This window comes from Pseudoduganella sp. HUAS MS19 (assembly GCF_053615455.1).
Map to the genome: position 1 here is coordinate 2,518,478 of NZ_CM132133.1, position 18,448 is coordinate 2,536,925.

The window sequence follows — 18,448 nt, forward strand, 5'->3', positions numbered from 1 at the left end:
TCAAAAGATAAGAATGGTCGTGCAAAAGGCTCGTGGCCGCAGTCTGCATAGGGGGCGCGCATGCTAGAATTTGTGGTCCCGATCATGCGCAATAAACTGGTGAAGGCCGGTTTGGCGCTAGCAACAGCGAAAGAACTGGTTTTGAATACTCCTGAAATGGCCCGACAGCTCCCTTCCAAATTGGTGATCGCTTCGCGCGAAAGCCGCCTTGCCATGTGGCAGGCCGAACACGTCCGCGCTCGCTTGTCCCAATTATATCCGCAGTGCAGCATCGAGATCCTGGGCATGACGACCCGGGGCGACCAGATCCTCGATCGCGCGCTGTCCAAGGTCGGCGGCAAGGGGCTGTTCGTGAAGGAACTGGAAGTGGCGATGGAAGAGGGCCGCGCTGACCTGGCCGTCCATTCGCTGAAGGATGTACCGATGGAATTGCCGCAAGGATTCGCCCTGGCGGCAGTGCTGGAGCGCGAAGACCCGCGCGACGCCTTTGTTTCCAACGATTATGCGTCGCTGGCCGAACTGCCGGCCGGCGCCATCGTCGGCACCAGCAGCCTGCGCCGCCAGGCCCTGATCGCCGCGCGTTATCCGCAGCTGGTGATCAAGCCTTTGCGCGGCAACCTGGACACCCGCCTGGGCAAGCTCGATCGCGGCGATTACGCGGCCATCATCCTGGCTGCCGCCGGCCTGAAACGCCTTGGCCTGCCGCAGCGCATCAAATCGCTGCTGGCGCCGGAAGATTCGCTGCCGGCCGCGGGGCAGGGCGCGATGGCGATTGAAATTGCGGAACGCAGCGATGGCCTGGACCTGAAAGCCATCCTGGCGCCGTTGAACGACCTGCCGACTGCGCAAGCCGTGGCGGCCGAGCGCAAGGTTTCCAAGGTGTTTGGCGGCTCCTGCCAGGTGCCGCTGGCGGCCTTCGCCACTGTCGACGCCGGCCGGATGCACCTGCGCGCCATGGTCGCCACCCCGGACGGCACCCGTGTCGCCCGCGCCGAAGTGAGCGGCGCCGCGACCGACGCCGAAGCGCTGGGCGCCAACGTCGCCGAGCAACTGCGCGCCCAGGATGCCGAAGCCATCCTCGCCGTCTGCCTGGCCGAACAAGCCGACGCCATGAACCCGAACGCCGCTCCCGCGGCCTGATCCCGGCGCCCCGCATGCCTGCCACCTGTCCGGCCGAGCCCGTGGCAACCTTGGGGTCAGACCCTTTGCTTGCCATTCGCCTTGTCGAGACCGTGTCAACCGGAGGGCCTGACCCCAAGGTTGCCACGATCGATCGGTGCTGCACTTGATGTCGCGTCCAGTCGTCATCACCCGTCCCATCGGGCAGGCCGAGCCACTGGCGGGCCGCATTCGCGCCCTTGGTCGCCAGGTCGAGGTGTTGCCGCTGCTGGAAATCAGCCCGCTGCGCGACCAGGAACCGTTGCGCTCGGCCCTGGCCGGCCTGGCGGGCTACCAACTGGTCGCCTTCGTCTCGCCGAACGCTATTGAGGCCGCCTTCGCCCACATCCCTGCCTGGCCCGAGGGCCTGCAAGCTGCCGTCGTAGGGGAGGCCAGCCGCCTGGCGCTGGTCGCCAAAGGCGTGCCCGCCAGCCAGATCGCCAGTCCCGCCGACCCCGCGCACAGCGATACGGAACATCTGCTGCAGGCGCTCGAGCTGCCAGCGCTGCGCGGCGCCAGGGTAATGATCGTGCGCGGCGACGCGGGCCGCGAGCTGATGGCCGAAGCCTTCCGCGCCGCCGGCGCCGAGGTGACCGTGCTGCCGGCCTATCGGCGCGCCGTGCCGCAGCTGACGCCGGCACTGGCCGCGCGCCTGCTCACGCTGCTTGCCACCCCGGCCGACTGGGTCATCACCAGTTCCGAAGCGCTGCGCGGCCTTGTCGGCCTGCTAAAAGAATTGAACAAGTTGACAATCGTTGCATCGTTGCAACAACATCATCTGATCGTGCCCCATTCCCGTATTGCCGAAACGGCAAGGGGTTTGGGTTTCCCGAATGTGACTCTCACAGGATCAGGCGACGAACGGGTGCTCGCCGCGTTACAATCACGTCCATGAACGATTTGCCTAACCAAACTGACAACAAAGACGTCCCGCCAAATCCGCACACTGCGCCGGCCGTCGACATTCCCACTACCGCCCAGGCTGCGCCAGCGACCCCGCCGGCTCAGGAGCGCGACGCCCTGCGCCAGCCGCTGACCATTGCCGTGGTGGTGCTCGGCATCTTGCTGGCTGCGCAAGCCTTCTACTCGAAAAACCAGGTGCACCGCCTGCGCGAAGAGATGGCGCGCCGCCTGCAGCAGGGCGATTCCCTGAATGCGCAGACCAGCCAGCTGACGAAGAGCGTGCAGGAAACGACCAAGGAAATCCAGCTTAAGGTAGGCGTGCTGGAAAACCGCCAGCAGGAAGCGCAGGCGCAGCAGCTCGCGCTGGAGCAGCTTTACCAGGACATGTCGAAGAACCGCGACGAGTGGGCGCTGGCCGAGATCGAGCAGGTACTGTCGACCGCCAGCCAACAGCTGCAATTGGCCGGCAACGTGCCGGGCGCGCTGATTGCGCTGCAAAATGCCGACCGCAGCCTGTCCCGTTCCGACAAACCGCAATTCATCACCATCCGCCGCGCCATCGCCAAGGACATTGAACGGCTGAAGGCGCTGCCGAACGTCGACAATGTCGGCCTGGCCGTGCGCCTGGATAATGTGATCGCCCAGGTCGACGGCCTGCCGATGCTGTCCGACGCCAAGCCAACCCCGCCGGCGCCGCCGGAGCGCAAGGCCCATGCGCCGGCGCCGGCCAAGGCCAAAGGCAAGGACGCCGCCGCCAGGGATGCCGCGTCCGCACCGGCAGAAGACGAGAACAGCTGGGGCAATCGCCTGCAGACGGTGTGGCAGGACTGGAGCCGCGATATGTGGGCGGAAGTGTCGACCCTGATCCGCGTGCGCCGCGTCGATACGCCGGACGCCATCATGCTGGCGCCGGAAGAAGCCTACTTCCTGCGCGAGAACCTGAAACTACGCCTGCTGAACGCGCGCATGGCGCTGCTGTCCCGGAACGAAGCGGCCTTCCGCGCCGACCTGCTGGCCGCACAGGAATCGCTGGCACGCTACTTCGACACCAAGACCACCCAGACCAAGACCGCGCAGCAGCTGCTGCGCCAGCTGCAAGGCAGCAACCTGCAGATCGAAATGCCGACGCTGGCCGACAGCCTGAACGCGGTGCGTAACTACAAGGCGAAGCCATAATGCGTCTCTTTATCTGGCTCGTTGTAATGATGGCCGCGGCCATCGGTATCGCCGTGACGGCGCGCTTCAACCCGGGCAACGTGGTGCTGTTCTACCCGCCGTACCGCGTCGACCTGTCGCTCAACTTCTTCATGGTGCTGCTGGTTGCAGCCTTCCTGCTGGTGCACTTCCTGGTGCGCGCTTTCAACGCCACCGTCAACATGCCGCGCAAAGTGGCCGCCTACCGCCAGCACAAGCGTGAACGCGACGGCAACAAGGGCTTGCGCGATGCGCTGAAAGCCCTGTTCGAAGGCCGCTTCGGCCATGCCGAAAAAGCAGCACTGCGCGCTGCAGAGCTGCCGGAAAACGCCGGCGTCGCCGCCCTGATCGGCGCCCGCGCCGCGCACCGCATGCGCCAGCAGGCCCGCCGCGACCAGTGGCTGGCCCGCATCGCCAGCGACAGCAGCATGAAGACCGCGCGCCTGATGACCATGACCGAGCTGCTGGTCGACGACCACCAGCCGGAAGCGGCGCTGGAAGCCGTGCGCGAGCTCAATGCCAGCGGCACCCGCCACATCCACGCCCTGCAATGGTCGCTGAAGGCTGAACAGCAAGCCAAGAACTGGCCGGAAGTGCTGCGCCTGGTGCGCCTGCTGGACAAGCACAAGGCCCTGCATCCGGCGCTGTCGGCGCGCCTGCGCGAACTGGCGTACGACGACCTGCTGTCCGATAACGCGCACGACGCTGAATCGCTGCAGCGCGTCTGGAGCACCATCCCGAACGCCGACCGCCTGAAACCATACGTGGCATGCCGCGCCGCCACGGCCCTCAATGCACGGGGGCTGCACGACGAAGCCCGCGTGGTGTGCGAAGAGTCGCTGGCCGCCAACTGGGATGAGCGCGTGCTGCGCGCCTACCGCGACGCTGCCGCACCGGTCGGTTCCGCCGCGCTGCTGGTGCAGATCGAGCATTGCGAAGGCTGGGTGCGCGAGCGCCCCAACGACGCCGAGCTGGCGCTGACCCTCGGTTCGCTGTGCCTGAAGCAGAAGCTGTGGGGCAAGGCCCAGCGCTACCTGGAACAGGCCCTGTCCGACGCCTCCGAATCGCGCATGGTGCGCGAATCCCACCTCAAGCTGGCGCAGTTGCACGAAGCGCTGTCCCAGCCGGAAGAAGCGGCGAACCATTATCGCCAGTGCGCCTTGGCAACTATCCTGTGACGGTGCTGCGCCGCACAAGCGGCCTCCACTTCGCTATAATTGCAAGGTTAGACTGATTAAAATGCATTAAACGAGGAAAAACATGAGCCTGAATAAAGTACCGGCCGGCAAAGACCTGCCGAACGATTTCAACGTGATTATCGAGATCCCGATGAACGCGGATCCGATCAAGTATGAAGTGGACAAGGAATCCGGCGCCATCTTCGTCGACCGTTTCATGGGCACCGCCATGCACTACCCATGCAACTATGGCTACATCCCTAACACCCTGTCCAACGACGGCGATCCGGTCGACGTGCTGGTGATCACCCCGTTCCCGCTGATCCCGGGCGTGGTGGTGCGCTGCCGCGCCATCGGCGTGCTGAAAATGACCGACGAATCCGGCGAAGATGCGAAAGTGCTGGCGGTTCCGGTCGACAAGATCCTGCCGATCTACAAGCACTGGCAGAAGCCGGAAGACCTGCAGGACCTGCGCCTGCAGCAGATCCAGCACTTCTTCGAGCACTATAAAGACCTGGAGCCAGGCAAGTGGGTCAAGGTCGAAGGCTGGTACGGCCCGGAAGAAGCGAAGAAAGAAATCATGCACGGCGTCGCACAAGCGGCCAAGCAGGAAGGCTGATTGCAGGCCTGATCGAAGAAAGCGCCCCGTGGGGCGCTTTTTTTGTATAGTCGATGCGTGCACCCTTGCAGGGAGGACGCGAGATGGAAGGATCATTGTCGATCTGGGCGAAGACCGCCCCTGTCGCCGCCATGCCGGAACTGAGCGGCGAACTGCAGGCCGATGCCTGCATCATCGGCGGCGGTATCGCCGGCCTTACGACTGCATACCTGCTCGCGCTGGAAGGGCGGCGCGTGGTACTGCTGGAAGCGCGGCAGCTGGGCAGCGGTGAAACCGGACGCACCACCGCGCACCTGATGCCGCCGGATGAGTGGTACCACTGCATCGAGCAGAACTTCGGCTCAGTCAATGCCAGGCTGGTGGCCGCCGGCCAGATGGCAGCCATCGACCAGGTGGCGTCCATCGTTGGCAGCGAAGGACTGGACTGCGAGTTTGAGCGGCTCGACGGTTACCTGTATTCCGCCACTGGCGACCCCAATGAAATCCGCCTCGAAGGCGAGGCAGCCACGCGCGCCGGGCTGGAAGCCGAGCTGTTGCCCCAGGTGCCAGGCCTGCCGTTTGAAAGCGGCACCTGCATGCGCTACGCCCGACTGGCGCAATTCCATCCGCTGAAATACCTGGACGGGCTGGCCGATTGCATCCGTCGGCGCGACGGGCGTATTTTCTGCGGCAGCCGTGCCACCGGCATCGACCGCGCCGGGGACAAGCTGCAGGTGAAGACGGCCAACGGCCGCGTGCTTGCAAACGCCGTGGTGGTGGCCACCAATACCCCGTTCAATAACCGCGTCGTGCTGCATACCAAGCAAAATGGCTATCGCACCTATGTGATCGGGGTGGAGGTGCCGCGCGGGTCCCTGCCGCACATGCTGCTGTGGGATACGGGGGATCCATATTATTACGTGCGGCTGGAAGCAGGTGGCGCCAGCCCGGGGCATGAGCTGCTGATTGTCGGGGGCTGCGACCATAAGGTCGGGCAGGACGGCGACCCGCGCCACCGGCACGACCAGCTTGAGGCCTGGACGCGGCAGCACTTCCCGATGGCCGGAGCGGTGACCCTGCGCTGGTCGGGGGAAGTCATGGAGCCGGCCGACGGGCTGCCGTTCCTCGGCCGCAATCCGGCCGATGACAGCCAGGTGTATGTAATCAGTGGCGACTCGGGCACCGGCATGACCCACTGCACGCTGGGGGCAATGATCGTGCGCGACCTGGTGATCGGACGGGAAAATCCCTGGGCCGAGCTGTACGATCCGGCCCGCAAGCCTTTCCACGGCATGAAGGAATTCATGCAGGAGCAGGTCAACACGCTGGCGCAGTATGGCGACTGGCTGCGTGGCGGCGACGTGGAGTCGGCGGTGGAAATCGCGCCGGGACAGGGCGCTATCCTGAATCGCGGCGCCAGGAAGGTGGCGGTCTATCGCGACGACGATGGCGGACTGCACGCGATGTCGGCGGCATGCACCCACCTCGGCTGCGCGGTGAGCTGGAATCCTGCCGAACGGTCCTGGGATTGTCCATGCCACGGCTCGCGCTTTTCGGCTGAGGGCGCGGTGCTGCACGGGCCGGCCAACACGGCGCTGGCGGCGGACGCGCTGGATGATGACGAAGCCGGCATCCAGCCGGTGCCGGGCCGGCACGGCAGCAGCCACCGCGCGCCGCGCTAGCGGCGGAAGGGCGTATGTTCGTTCAGTTCATCGAGGTAGGTGTCGATGCCGCCTGCCTCGCGTTCCAGGAAGCGTTGCACCGCGTCGCTGAAGGCGGGATGGGCCAGCCAGTGGGCGGAATAGGTCTTCTGCGGCAGGAAGCCGCGCGCCATCTTGTGTTCCCCCTGGGCCCCGCCTTCGAAGGTCTTGATGCCGTTGGCGATGCAGAATTCGAGCGGCTGGTAATAGGCGGTTTCGAAATGCAGGCAGGGGATGTGTTCCGTTGCGCCCCAATAGCGGCCGTATAGCGTCTCTTCGCTGTGGATGAGCAGCGAGGCGGCGACCGGCTGGCTGCCGCGCTCGGCAAGTACCAGCAGCAGGTGTTGCGGCATGGTGCGGGCCAGGCGCAGCCAGAAATCCAGGTTCAGGTAGGGCGAGGAGCGGTGCTCGGCGTAGGTGTTGCTGTAGCAGCGGTGAAAAAAGCGCCAGTCTTGCTCGCTCGTTTCGTGGCCGCGCAGCCGGCGCATGGTGATGCCGGCTTCCTTGACCTTGCGGCGCTCGGCGCGGATGTTTTTGCGTTTCTTGTGTTCCAGCGTGAGCAGGAACTGGTCGAAATGCTCGTAACCCTGGTTCAGCCAATGGAACTGCACGCCGCTGCGCAGCATGAAGCCGGCCTCGCGCAGTTGTTCCGCCTCGTCCTCCGGCGGATAAAGGATATGGGTGGAAGACATGCCGGCCACGCCTTGCTGCTCGCGCAGGAAGGTCAGCAGGGCGCTGCGCGCCGCCGCATCGCGCGCCAGCAGGCGCGATCCGGTAACGGGCGTAAAAGGGATAGCGGACAGCAGCTTGGGGTAGTACGCGACGCCGTTGCGGTGATAGGCGTCGGCCCAGGCCCAGTCGAACACATACTCGCCGTAGGAATGGGCTTTGATGTAGAGCGGCATGGCCGCAGCCAAGCTCTCGCCATCCCATACGGCGAGAAATTGCGGCTGCCACCCGGTTTCCGCGCACGCACTGCCTGATTCATGCAAGGCGTGCAGGAAGGCATGCGACAGGAAGGGATTGCCCGCCGCCAGCCGATCCCATTGGGCAGGGGCGACATCGGCGAGGGAAGAAAGGACGCTGGTACGGTATTCCATCGCGCCATTCTAACGAAATGTCCACCTTGGGGTCAGGAACGAATGTGGACATTCCTTTGGGAATGTCCACATTCGTTCCTGACCCCAAGGTGGACATTTCGCTGCAATGTTAAAATCTTCGCCATCACCTTTGGCCTTGCTGAGCTATGTCGCATTCCTTCCATAATTTGTACAACCATGATTTTGCCCGCGTGGCGGTTGGCGTGCCGCGCTGCCGGGTGGCTGATCCGCTGTTCAATGCGGCGCAGACGATCGCACTGGCGGAGCAGGCGGCGGCGAAGGGGGCGGTGCTGGTGGCTTTCCCGGAGCTGGGCTTGTCTGCCTACTCTTGCGATGACCTGTTCCATCAGCGCGCGTTGCTAGATGGGGTGTTGCAGGCCTTGCAGTGCGTTGTCGAGGCGTCCAGCCGCATTCCGACGGCCCTGGTCGTGGGGGCGCCGCTGCGGGTCGACCACCAGTTGTTCAATTGTGCGATCGTGGTGTCGGGCGGCGTGATTCGCGGCGTGGTGCCGAAGTCTTACCTGCCGAATTACGGCGAGTTTTACGAGGCGCGCCAGTTCAGCGCGGCCGACGAGGCGATTGCCACCGAGATCTCGCTGCTCGGCCAGCAGGTGCCGTTCGGCGCCAGCCAGCTTTTCGAGCTGGAGAACCTGCCGCTGTTCAAGTTCCATATCGAGATTTGCGAGGATGTGTGGGTGCCGATCCCGCCGTCCTCCTTTGCTGCACTGGCCGGGGCGACTGTGCTGGTCAACCTGTCGGCTTCGAATATCCTGGTCGGCAAGGCCGACTACCGCCGCCAGCTGGTGGGGCAGCAGTCGGCGCGCTGCATCGCGGCTTACCTTTATTCTTCGGCGGGGCGCGGCGAGTCGACCACCGACCTGGCCTGGGACGGGCAGGCGCTGATTTACGAGAATGGCGAAATGCTGGCGGAGTCTGAGCGCTTCGCGGAGGAATCGCACATCATCTTTGCCGACGTGGACCTGGAGCGCCTGTCGCGCGAGCGCATGCGCACCACGACCTTCGGCCATTCGAGCCGCCGCCACAAAGCGGAAGTGGCGCAGTTCCGTACCGCGCGCTTCCCGGTTGAACTGCCGTCGCACCGCGTGTTGCCGCTGGAGCGCAATGTGGCGCGCTTCCCGTATGTGCCGTCCAACCCGCAACTGCGCGACCGGCGCTGCAACGAGGTCTATAACATCCAGGTCAGTGCGCTGGTGCAGCGCCTTTCCTCGTCCGGCATCAGGAAGGTGGTGATCGGAGTGTCGGGCGGGCTCGATTCGACCCACGCGCTGCTGGTCTGCGCCAAGGCGATGGATCATCTCGGCCTGCCGCGCACCAATATCATCGCTGCCACCATGCCGGGCTTTGCCACCAGCAGCCGCACGCTGGACCAGGCGCGCGCGCTGATGCAGTTCATTGGCTGCACTGCGATGGAAGTGGATATCCGCCCAAGCTGCATCCAGATGCTGAAGGACCTCGGCCATCCGTACAGCGAGGGCAAGGAACAGTACGACATCACGTTCGAGAACGTGCAGGCCGGCGAGCGCACCAACCACCTGTTCCGCATGGCGAACCACCATAACGGCATCGTCATCGGCACCGGCGATCTGAGCGAGCTGGCGCTGGGCTGGTGCACTTACGGTGTGGGCGACCATATGTCGCACTACAACGTCAATGCCAGCGTGCCCAAGACCCTGATCACGCACCTGGTGCGGTGGGTGGCCGAGAGCAAGCAGTTCGGCGACGTCAATTCGAGCGTGCTGCTGGCCGTCGTGAATACGGAAATCAGTCCCGAACTCGTGCCGGGCAAGGCTGGCGAGGAAGTCCCGGCGCAGGTGACGCAGGACTTCATCGGCCCTTACGAACTGCAGGATTTCAACCTTTACTACACGCTGCGTTTCGGCTTCTCGCCGGCGAAGGTGGCCTTCCTGGCCTATCACGCGTGGCGCGACCGCGAGGCGGGCCAGTGGCCGGAAGACGAGCATGTGCCGCGCAACCAGTATGAGCTCAAAGACATCAAACACAACCTGGGCATCTTCCTCAAGCGCTTTTTCCAGAGTTCCCAGTTCAAGCGCACTTGCGTGCCGAACGCGCCGAAAGTCGGCTCCGGCGGTTCGCTGTCGCCGCGCGGCGACTGGCGCGCACCGAGCGATTCGGAAGCTGCGGCCTGGCTGGAAAACCTGAAGACCGTGCCTGACGCTTAAACCACTATAAGGAGAACGCAATGAAGCAAATTACCGCCATCATCAAGCCATTCAAACTGGACGAAGTGCGTGAATCGCTGGCCGAAGTGAACGTGACCGGCCTGACCGTGACCGAGGTAAAAGGCTTCGGCCGCCAGAAGGGCCATACCGAGCTGTATCGCGGCGCAGAGTACGTGGTCGATTTCCTGCCGAAGGTGAAGGTGGAAGTGGTGGTGGACGACGGCGTGGTCGATACCGCCGTCGACGCGATCATCAAGGCGGCGCGCACCGGCAAGATCGGCGACGGCAAGATCTTCGTGCAGAATATCGAGCAGGTGATCCGCATCCGCACCGGCGAAACCGGCGCCGACGCGGTTTGATCAGGCCGCAGTCTTAGCGACCTGTACGCAATCGCGGCCGGCGTTCTTGGCCGCGTACAAAGCCTGGTCGGCGCGCGCCAGCAGCGTGTCCGGGCCAGTGTCTTCCGCCGCCAGGCAGGCAATGCCGATGCTCAGCTGGAGTGGAACGGCCTGGCCATCATGCCGCACTTGCAGGGCATGGGCGCCAGCCCGCAGGCGCTCGGCAACTATCTGCGCCTCGTTGCTGCCGGTTGATGGCAGCAGGATTGCAAACTCCTCGCCTCCCAGCCTTGCCGCCAGGTCGCTGCGCCTGCAGGCCGTGGCGCAGTGGCGTCCGATGGCGGCAATTGCCCTGTCGCCAACAGGGTGGCCGAACTTGTCGTTGATCGACTTGAAATGGTCGATATCAATCATCAGCAGCGAGAGCTTGTGCCCATAGCGGCGCGAGCGTTCGATCTCCATTTCGCTGCGTGCCATGAACTGGCGGCGGTTGGCAATGCCGGTCAGGAAATCGGTGGTCGCGATCTCGTGCAGTTCCCGGCAGCGCTCCTCGACCGTTTTTTCCAGTTGCATGCTTTCCACTTCCAGCGCATCGGCCTGGGCCTGGAGCGAGGTCCGCGCATTGTCGCTCTCGATGCGGAACTGGGCGGCAATGACGAGAATGGCAAGCGCGCCGCGCAGCAGTTCTCCGGCCGCCGTGAGGCTGGCCGGGCCTGCGGCAATGCCGGTCAGATGCCAGGCTGCGTCGATGCCGAACAAGGCGCACAAGATGGCGCGGCCATTGCCGGGCGCGTGGCGCGACAGCAGCACGACGGCTGCCAGCAGCAATGGAACGCGAAGCGCTGCGCCAAGGGCGATGCGAGCGCTTTCGCCCGCAGGCCCGGAGCAGGCGTAGAGCAGGGCTGTCGCCAGCAGGAATTCCGTCCAGGGCTGGGGTTTGAGCAGCCATGGCGGTGGCACGGGCATGTAGCGCGCGGCCCCGCGCAGCAGCAGCACGGCATTGGCGGCGAGCAGCACGTTGGGCAGCGTGAGTGCCAGCGCGGCCGGAAGCTTGCCGCTGACACCGGCCAGCAACCATGCCAAGCCCTGGCATATGGCGGCCAGGCTCCAGTTCGAGCCGGCGGAGCGCCCATCATGCAGGGCATGCAGGCCGATGAAGGCAATACCGATCGCCAGGCATGCAAAGCCGAGCGTGAGGTGACAGGTGCCAATGTGCAGGGTGTTCAAGCCGCCTCCACCCGGTTGCGGCCACCGTTCTTGGCGCGGTACAGCGCAGCGTCGGCGCGCACCAGCAGTCCTTCCATTGACGCATCATGCGATCTGAGCGCGGCGACGCCGAAGCTGGCCGTGACCTGATGCGGCACGCCCGACAGCTCAGGCGTGATGGCGGCGATGGCGCGCCGCAGCCGTTCGGCCGCAAGGCGGGCGGCAACGGCGCTGGTTTCCGGCATCAGCAAGGCAAATTCTTCGCCGCCGAGGCGGCCTGGCAGGTCGACGTTGCGGGCGTTGGTCTGGCAGGCTTGCGCAATCACCTGCAGCAGTTTGTCGCCAGCCGGGTGCCCGAAGCGGTCATTGATCTGCTTGAAATGGTCGATATCGAGCAGCAGGAGTGCCAGCGGCAGGTGGTAGCGGCGGGCGCGTTCGATTTCGTCGTTTCCGCGCTCCATCAGGTGGCGGCGATTGGCGATGCCGGTCATGCTGTCGGTGCTGGCCTGCAGGGTCAATTCCGCGGTGCGCTCGGCCACCTCGGCCTTCAGCATGTCGCGTTTCTTGCGCAGGCGGCCGGCGTGGGCTGCCAGTTCGTCGCGAATCTGCTCGCTCTCCAGGCGGAACTGGAAGGCATTGACCAGCACATGCAGGGTGCCGCCCACTGTCACCATGACGGCAAACGACGAACCGCCTGCCAGAAAACTGTCGATATGGCTGCCGGAGAACAGGGCCGCCCCCAGGCGCAGCAGGCTCCAGATGGCGGCCAGCGCCAGGATGTCGACCAGGTAGCGGGCGCCGGCGGGCAGGCCGGGACGCTTAACCAGCATCAGCAAGGTGGCGCAGTAAAATGCGGCGCGGTAGGCGGACACCAGTCCGATGCGTGCCTGCACGCTCGGCTGAACGTAACTGAACCAGGCGAAGCCTGCGGCTGCCGCTGCAACCCCCAGGACGTAATGGCGGTCGCTGGGGCGTGCACCCACCAGTATTGCGGTGCCGCGATGGATGAAGACCAGGCTGACCACCGTCAGCGTATTGTCGGCGATGGTGCCAAGGTAGTCCGGCAGGGCGGCGGCGTTGGCTGCCAGCAGCGCGGCCGCACCGCCTGCCAGGGCCGACATGGCCCATTGCCCGCCGGGCGTGGCGCCCAGGGTGCCGCCGTGCAGGCCGCGGAAGGCGCAGGCAATCAGGATCGACAGGAAGCCGACCAGGCTAGTTGCAGTAGCGACATCAAAGGTAAACACGGACAGGCAGGCGCATCAAAAAGTTGCGACATTGTATCAGTTGTTACCAAACGTTAAGTTTTAACTTTCCAATTGAAAGTAAGATGCCGATAGCCCTATGGCCGGCTGATTTTCAGGTCGAAGCGCCAGGCCAGCAGGCGCATCACGGTGATCAGGCCGGCGCTGGACCACAAGGCCACATCGTCCGAAACCTGGGTGTATTGCAGCGCAATGTAGAGCCAGCAGCCGAAGAAGGCGCAAATCGCGTAGGGTTTGCCGTCGCGGAACACCATCGGCACCTCGTTGCAGATAATGTCGCGCAGCACGCCGCCGAAGATGCCTGTGACCACCCCCATCATCACGGCGACAAAGATCGGCATGTCCGCCGCCAGCGCCTGCGCCACGCTGGCCACGGCAAACAGGCCGAGGCCAACGGCGTCGGCCACCACGATCAGCCGCTCGGAAACGATATGGCGGATATGCTTGAAGAAGGGGGCGGCCAGCAGGGCCACCACGAACAGCAGGATGGTGTATTCCTGATGCGCGACCCAGAACAGCGGGCGCTTGTCGAGCAGGATATCGCGCACCGTACCACCGCCGAAGGCGGTGATGAAGGCGACAATGAATACGCCGACGATGTCCATGCGCTTACGGCGCGCTTCGATAAATCCGGAGAAGGCCCCGACCAGGATTGCTACGACCTCAATAATGGTGATCAGGGAAACGGCGGGGACGATTTTCATGAGGCGCAGATTAGCATCCTGATAGCAGAACCTGCAAGCCGGGCGTGCCGCCGCCAGGCGGGATGGATCAGCGCTGCGGCGCCAGGGCGGAACGCAGCAGCACCATGATGGCGCCTTCGCCGCCTTCTTCGGCGCGGGCCTGGCAGAAGGCGATCACGCCGTCGGTCTGCACCAGCCAGGAATGGACCATGGATTTCAGCACCGGCTCGCCGCCGCGCGAACCGAGGCCGCGGCCGTAGATCACGCACACGCAGCGGTAGTTGCGGCGCCTGGCCTTGAGCAGGAAGTCGTCCACCGCCTGGCGCGCCTCGTCACGGCGCTTGCCGTGCAGGTCCAGTTCATCCTGGACCGGCCAGTGGCCCTTGCGCATCTTCTTCATCACGTCCGGGCCGATGCCCGGCGCGCTGTAGTTCAGCGCCGGGTCTTCTTCCATGTAATGGTCGACGTCGAACATGTCCGACAGCATCGACTCGCGCAGCACGGCGGCATCGTCGGCCGCCTGTTCCTCGGCCGTTTGCGGCTTGCGCTGGCCGGCCGGCGCAGGGCGGCCCGCCATGGCCGGACCCTTGGCGGGCGGCGGCACGTAGCGGTCGGACGGTTTCATCTTCTGCACGCCGGCCATGGAGGACTGGAACACGTTGGCAGCGGCGGCAGCAGCCTTTTCCTGCCTGGCACGCTCCTTTTGCTCGGCCGCGCGCTGCTCTTCCTGCTCCTTGAGCTGTTTGCCCAGTCCTTTCAGGTCGGCGAAGCTTTTCACTCTTGCGCTTCCAGGTAGCGTTGCGCGTCCAGCGCGGCCATGCAGCCGGTGCCGGCCGAGGTGATGGCCTGGCGGTAGATGTGGTCTTGCACGTCGCCGGCCGCGAACACGCCTGGCACAGAGGTGGCCGTTGCCATGCCTTCGGTGCCGGTACGGGTCTTGATATAGCCGTCTTTCATTTCCAGCTGGCCTTCAAAGATGCCGGTGTTCGGCTTGTGGCCGATGGCGATGAACAGGCCGTGCACGGCCACGTCGGTCATCTCGCCGTTATTGTGCTTGACGGTGATGGCGTTGACGCCGGACTGGTCGCCCTTCACTTCGTGCAGGGTCGAGTTCAGTTTCAGTTCGATCTTGCCTTCGGCAACCTTGGCCATCAGGCGGTCGACCAGGATAGGCTCGGCGCGGAATTTCTCGCGGCGGTGCACCAGGGTGACCTTGGTGGCGATGTTCGACAGGTACAGGGCTTCTTCGACAGCGGTATTGCCGCCGCCAACCACGGCCACTTCCTGGCCACGGTAGAAGAATCCGTCGCAGGTGGCGCAAGCGGAAACGCCGCGGCCCATGAATTCCTGCTCGGTCGGCAGGCCCAGGTACTGTGCCGAAGCGCCGGTGGCAATGATCAGGGTGTCGCAGGTGTAGACGTTGCTATCGCCGACCAGGCGGATCGGTTTTTCGTTCAGGTGGGTGGTGTGGATGTGGTCAAACACGATCTCGGTCTTGAAACGCTCGGCGTGCTGCAGGAAACGCTGCATCAGGTCCGGACCCTGGACGCCCATCGGGTCGGCCGGCCAGTTTTCCACGTCAGTGGTGGTCATCAGCTGGCCGCCCTGCTCAACGCCGGTCACCAGCATGGGGTTCAGGTTGGCGCGGGCGGCGTAAATCGCGGCGCTGTAGCCTGCAGGACCGGAGCCAAGAATCAGGACTTTGGCGTGTTTGGTAGTAGTCATGGCGGATTCTTTACCTAGTTAGGATGTCTTGAATATGGGTGCGGACAGGAATGCTACAAGTCCGGGCCCAGGCAAACCGAAATTATATGCGAAGCGTGCATTTCACATGTACCGTGGGGCCGTTTTACCTTGATATGCCTTAGAATAAGCGCAATTATGGAATTTTTGCCTCCAAGCAATGAGTAAGAAGAGTCAAAAGAGTCAAGAGACAACTTCTGGTTACACTCGCAATGTCACCGAACGCCAGCCATTACCCAATCGGCTGGTGCGACTGCTGTCGGAGGCACGCTTTTTCGCGCTGTTCGTCGTCTGCGTCTATTTCATCCTGATCCTGGCCAGCTATAACCGGCTGGACCCGGGCTGGTCGCACAATAATGTGGTGCCGAAGGTGTTCAACCTGGGCGGCCGCGGCGGCGCCTGGCTGTCCGACCTGATGCTGTTCATCTTCGGTTTTTCGGCCTGGTGGTGGTGCGTCTATATGCTGCGCGTGGTGTGGCAGGGCTATCGCCGCCTGACCCGCAAGTTCGTGCTGGAAAAGGAAGAGGACCCTGAACACCGGCAGGAAGGCCTGATCCGCGTGATCGGCTTCGGCCTGATGCTGATCGGTTCGATGGGCCTGGAGTTCCTGCGCCTCTACACCATGAAAGTGCAGTTGCCGCGTGCGCCGGGCGGCGTGCTCGGTGAGCTGATCGGCCATGGCGCCCATGTGGGCCTGGGCTTTACCGGCGCCACGCTGCTGCTGTTGCTGCTGTTTGGTACCGGCTTTAGCCTGTTCTTCCACGTATCGTGGATGTCGGTGGCTGAACGGATCGGTGAAGTCATCGAGATGGGCATCGACTGGATCCGCGCCCGCATGGAAGACCGCGAAGACCGGCGCCAGGGCGACGTCGCCGTCGTCAAGCGCGAGGAGAAAGTGGTCAAGGAGCGCGTCAAGCACGAGGAGAAGCATCCGAAGCCGGTGGACCTGCCGCCGGATGCGCCGCCGGCGCCTATCGTCAAGATAGAGCCGCAGATCACCCAGGTGGTCCAGTCCGAGCGCGTGATCAAGGAAAAGCAGGGCACCCTGTTCCAGGAAATCGAAAACACCACGCTGCCGCCGCTGTCGCTGCTGGACGATGCGCCGCCGCAGCAGGAAACGGTGGCCGTGGAGACGCTGGAATTCACCAGCCGCCTGATCGAGAAAAAACTGTCCGACTTTGGCGTGGAAGCCAAGGTGGTGGCCGCCTATCCGGGCCCGGTCGTGACCCGCTACGAAATCGAGCCGGCCACCGGCGTGAAGGGCAGCCAGATCGTCAACCTGGCGCGCGACCTGGCGCGTTCGCTGTCGCTGACCTCCATCCGGGTCGTGGAAACCATCCCCGGCAAGAATTACATGGCGCTGGAGCTGCCAAATCCCAAGCGCCAGATCGTGCGCCTGACCGAGATCCTCGGCTCCAAGGTCTATAACGACAACCATTCGCCGCTGACCGTGGCGCTGGGCAAGGACATCGCCGGCAAGCCGGTGGTGGCCGACCTGGCCAAGATGCCGCACTTGCTGGTGGCCGGTACCACCGGCTCGGGCAAGTCGGTGGGTATTAACGCCACCATCCTGTCGCTGCTGTACAAGGCCGACCCGCACGATGTGCGCATGATCCTGATCGACCCGAAGATGCTGGAAATGTCGGTGTACGAAGGCATTCCGCACCTGCTGGCGCCAGTGGTGACCGATATGCGCCAGGCTGGCCACGCCCTGAACTGGGCGGTGAACGAGATGGAGCGGCGCTACAAGCTGATGTCCAAGCTCGGCGTGCGTAACCTGGCCGGCTATAACGCCAAGATCGCCGAGGCGGAGAAACGCGAGGAAAAGATCCCGAACCCGTTCTCGATCACGCCCGACGCCCCTGAGCCGCTGGAGAAACTGCCAACCATCGTCATCATCATCGACGAGCTGGCCGACCTGATGATGGTGGTCGGCAAGAAGGTGGAAGAACTGATCGCCCGCATCGCGCAGAAAGCCCGTGCAGCCGGCCTGCACTTGATTCTGGCAACCCAGCGCCCATCTGTGGACGTGATCACGGGCCTGATCAAGGCCAATATCCCGACGCGTATTGCGTTCCAGGTATCGTCCAAGATCGACTCGCGCACCATTCTTGACCAGATGGGCGCCGAAACCCTGCTGGGCATGGGCGATATGCTGTATATGCCGCCCGGTACCGGCCTGCCGGTCCGCGTGCACGGCGCCTTCGTGTCGGACGATGAAGTGCACCGCGTGGTGAAGCATTTGAAGGCGCAGGGCGAGCCGAACTACATCGAGGGCATCCTGGAAGGCGGCACGCTGGAAGAGGGCGGCGGCGACGGCGCCATGGCCGGCGCGGGCGGCGGCGGGGACGGCGAGGCCGACCCGATGTACGACCAGGCCGTGCAGGTCGTGCTGAAGCACCGAAAGGCGTCGATCTCCCTGGTCCAGCGCCACCTGCGCATTGGCTACAACCGCGCCGCACGCCTGCTGGAACAGATGGAAAACAGCGGCGTTGTATCGGCCATGCAGTCGAACGGCAACCGCGAAATCATCGCACCTACCGCGTCGGCGGAATAAGGAATTCTATGAAGACCACCAAGTTGATGGCGGCCCTGGCCGCCGGCCTGCTGTTTGCAGGTTCCGCCGGCGCTGCGGCGCTGGACCAGTTCAAGGCCTTCGTGGCCAGCACCAAGGCCGCCAAGGGCGAGTTCACGCAAAAAGTCGTGGCGCAGGGCAGCAAGGACAAGCTGTCCTCCGGCAGTTTCTCCTTCGCCCGTCCGGGCAAGTTCATCTGGACTTATACCAAGCCTTACGACCAGGTGCTGCAGGCGGACGGCGAGCAGCTCTATATTTACGACAAGGACCTGAACCAGGTTACCGTGCGCAAGCTGGGCGATGCGCTGGGTTCTTCCCCGGCCGCCATCCTGTTCGGCTCCAATGACCTGGAAAAGAACTTTGCCCTGTCCGAAGGCGGTAGCCGCGACGGCCTGGAATGGCTGAAAGCCACCCCGAAAGCCAAGGATTCCAGTTTCGAGCAAATCCTGATCGGGCTGAAAAACGGCGTGCCGGAAGCCATGGAGCTGAAAGACAGCTTCGGCCAGACTTCCATCCTGTCGTTCAAGAAGTTTGAAAAAAATCCAGCGCTGAATGCAACGTCCTTTAAATTTGTCATGCCCAAAGGTGCGGACGTCATCAACAATTAAG

Annotated in this window: 16 protein-coding genes; 10 read left to right on the forward strand and 6 right to left on the reverse strand. The window is 64.0% G+C overall.

Features of this window, described 5'->3' with window-relative positions; translation table 11 throughout:
• The first annotated feature begins 156 nt into the window (after positions 1-156).
• The 6 genes from hemC (at position 157) to ACWBU6_RS11620 (ending at position 6,713) form a co-directional block, all read left to right on the forward strand.
• Entirely contained in the window at positions 157-1,140 is a 984-nt protein-coding gene (gene hemC / locus ACWBU6_RS11595; RefSeq protein WP_452648936.1) for a hydroxymethylbilane synthase, read from the forward strand.
• Between the two features lie 148 nt (positions 1,141-1,288).
• On the forward strand, positions 1,289-2,053 hold the full coding sequence (locus ACWBU6_RS11600) for a uroporphyrinogen-III synthase (RefSeq protein ID WP_452648937.1): 765 nt from the start codon (positions 1,289-1,291) through the stop codon (positions 2,051-2,053).
• Positions 2,050-3,237, forward strand: a complete 1,188-nt coding sequence (locus tag ACWBU6_RS11605; protein ID WP_452648938.1) for a uroporphyrinogen-III C-methyltransferase — start codon at positions 2,050-2,052, stop codon at positions 3,235-3,237. Before ACWBU6_RS11600 ends, ACWBU6_RS11605 begins: the two co-directional genes overlap by 4 nt.
• On the forward strand, positions 3,237-4,433 hold the full coding sequence (locus ACWBU6_RS11610) for a heme biosynthesis HemY N-terminal domain-containing protein (protein WP_452648939.1): 1,197 nt from the start codon (positions 3,237-3,239) through the stop codon (positions 4,431-4,433). Before ACWBU6_RS11605 ends, ACWBU6_RS11610 begins: the two co-directional genes overlap by 1 nt.
• Before the next feature lie 82 nt (positions 4,434-4,515).
• Entirely contained in the window at positions 4,516-5,052 is a 537-nt protein-coding gene (gene ppa / locus ACWBU6_RS11615) for an inorganic diphosphatase (protein ID WP_452648940.1), read from the forward strand.
• 83 nt (positions 5,053-5,135) lie between these two features.
• A complete protein-coding gene (locus ACWBU6_RS11620) occupies positions 5,136-6,713 on the forward strand; it encodes an FAD-dependent oxidoreductase (RefSeq protein ID WP_452648941.1) in 1,578 nt (525 codons plus the stop codon).
• On the opposite strand, the gene ACWBU6_RS11625 is transcribed toward ACWBU6_RS11620, so the two are convergent.
• Entirely contained in the window at positions 6,710-7,831 is a 1,122-nt protein-coding gene (locus ACWBU6_RS11625; RefSeq protein ID WP_452648942.1) for a GNAT family N-acetyltransferase, read from the reverse strand. The genes ACWBU6_RS11620 and ACWBU6_RS11625 overlap by 4 nt on opposite strands.
• 146 nt (positions 7,832-7,977) lie before the next feature.
• On the opposite strand from ACWBU6_RS11625, the gene ACWBU6_RS11630 reads away from it, so the two are divergent.
• Positions 7,978-10,032, forward strand: a complete 2,055-nt coding sequence (locus ACWBU6_RS11630; RefSeq protein ID WP_452648943.1) for an NAD(+) synthase — start codon at positions 7,978-7,980, stop codon at positions 10,030-10,032.
• Positions 10,033-10,052: 20 nt separating this feature from the next.
• Positions 10,053-10,391, forward strand: a complete 339-nt coding sequence (locus ACWBU6_RS11635; protein WP_452648944.1) for a P-II family nitrogen regulator — start codon at positions 10,053-10,055, stop codon at positions 10,389-10,391.
• Here ACWBU6_RS11635 and ACWBU6_RS11640 read toward each other — a convergent pair whose 3' ends face one another.
• The 5 genes from ACWBU6_RS11640 to trxB form a co-directional block, all read right to left on the reverse strand.
• Positions 10,392-11,597 carry a GGDEF domain-containing protein gene (locus ACWBU6_RS11640; RefSeq protein ID WP_452648945.1) on the reverse strand — a complete coding sequence of 402 codons (1,206 nt, stop codon included), beginning with the start codon at positions 11,595-11,597 and terminating at the stop codon, positions 10,392-10,394. It lies immediately after the preceding gene.
• Positions 11,594-12,820: a GGDEF domain-containing protein gene (locus ACWBU6_RS11645; RefSeq protein ID WP_452648946.1), complete on the reverse strand. Its 1,227-nt coding sequence runs from the start codon at positions 12,818-12,820 to the stop codon at positions 11,594-11,596. Before ACWBU6_RS11645 ends, ACWBU6_RS11640 begins: the two co-directional genes overlap by 4 nt.
• A 95-nt stretch (positions 12,821-12,915) precedes the next feature.
• Positions 12,916-13,542: a trimeric intracellular cation channel family protein gene (locus ACWBU6_RS11650; protein WP_452648947.1), complete on the reverse strand. Its 627-nt coding sequence runs from the start codon at positions 13,540-13,542 to the stop codon at positions 12,916-12,918.
• Between the two features lie 67 nt (positions 13,543-13,609).
• Positions 13,610-14,299, reverse strand: a complete 690-nt coding sequence (locus ACWBU6_RS11655) for a Smr/MutS family protein (RefSeq protein WP_452648948.1) — start codon at positions 14,297-14,299, stop codon at positions 13,610-13,612.
• Positions 14,296-15,246, reverse strand: coding sequence for a thioredoxin-disulfide reductase (gene trxB / locus ACWBU6_RS11660; RefSeq protein WP_452648949.1), 951 nt, complete (start codon positions 15,244-15,246; stop codon positions 14,296-14,298). Before trxB ends, ACWBU6_RS11655 begins: the two co-directional genes overlap by 4 nt.
• Positions 15,247-15,424: 178 nt before the next feature.
• On the opposite strand from trxB, the gene ACWBU6_RS11665 reads away from it, so the two are divergent.
• A complete protein-coding gene (locus tag ACWBU6_RS11665; RefSeq protein ID WP_452648950.1) occupies positions 15,425-17,821 on the forward strand; it encodes a DNA translocase FtsK in 2,397 nt (798 codons plus the stop codon).
• A gap of 8 nt (positions 17,822-17,829) precedes the next feature.
• Positions 17,830-18,447: an outer membrane lipoprotein chaperone LolA gene (gene lolA, locus ACWBU6_RS11670; RefSeq protein WP_452648951.1), complete on the forward strand. Its 618-nt coding sequence runs from the start codon at positions 17,830-17,832 to the stop codon at positions 18,445-18,447.
• The last annotated feature ends 1 nt before the right edge of the window (position 18,448 follow it).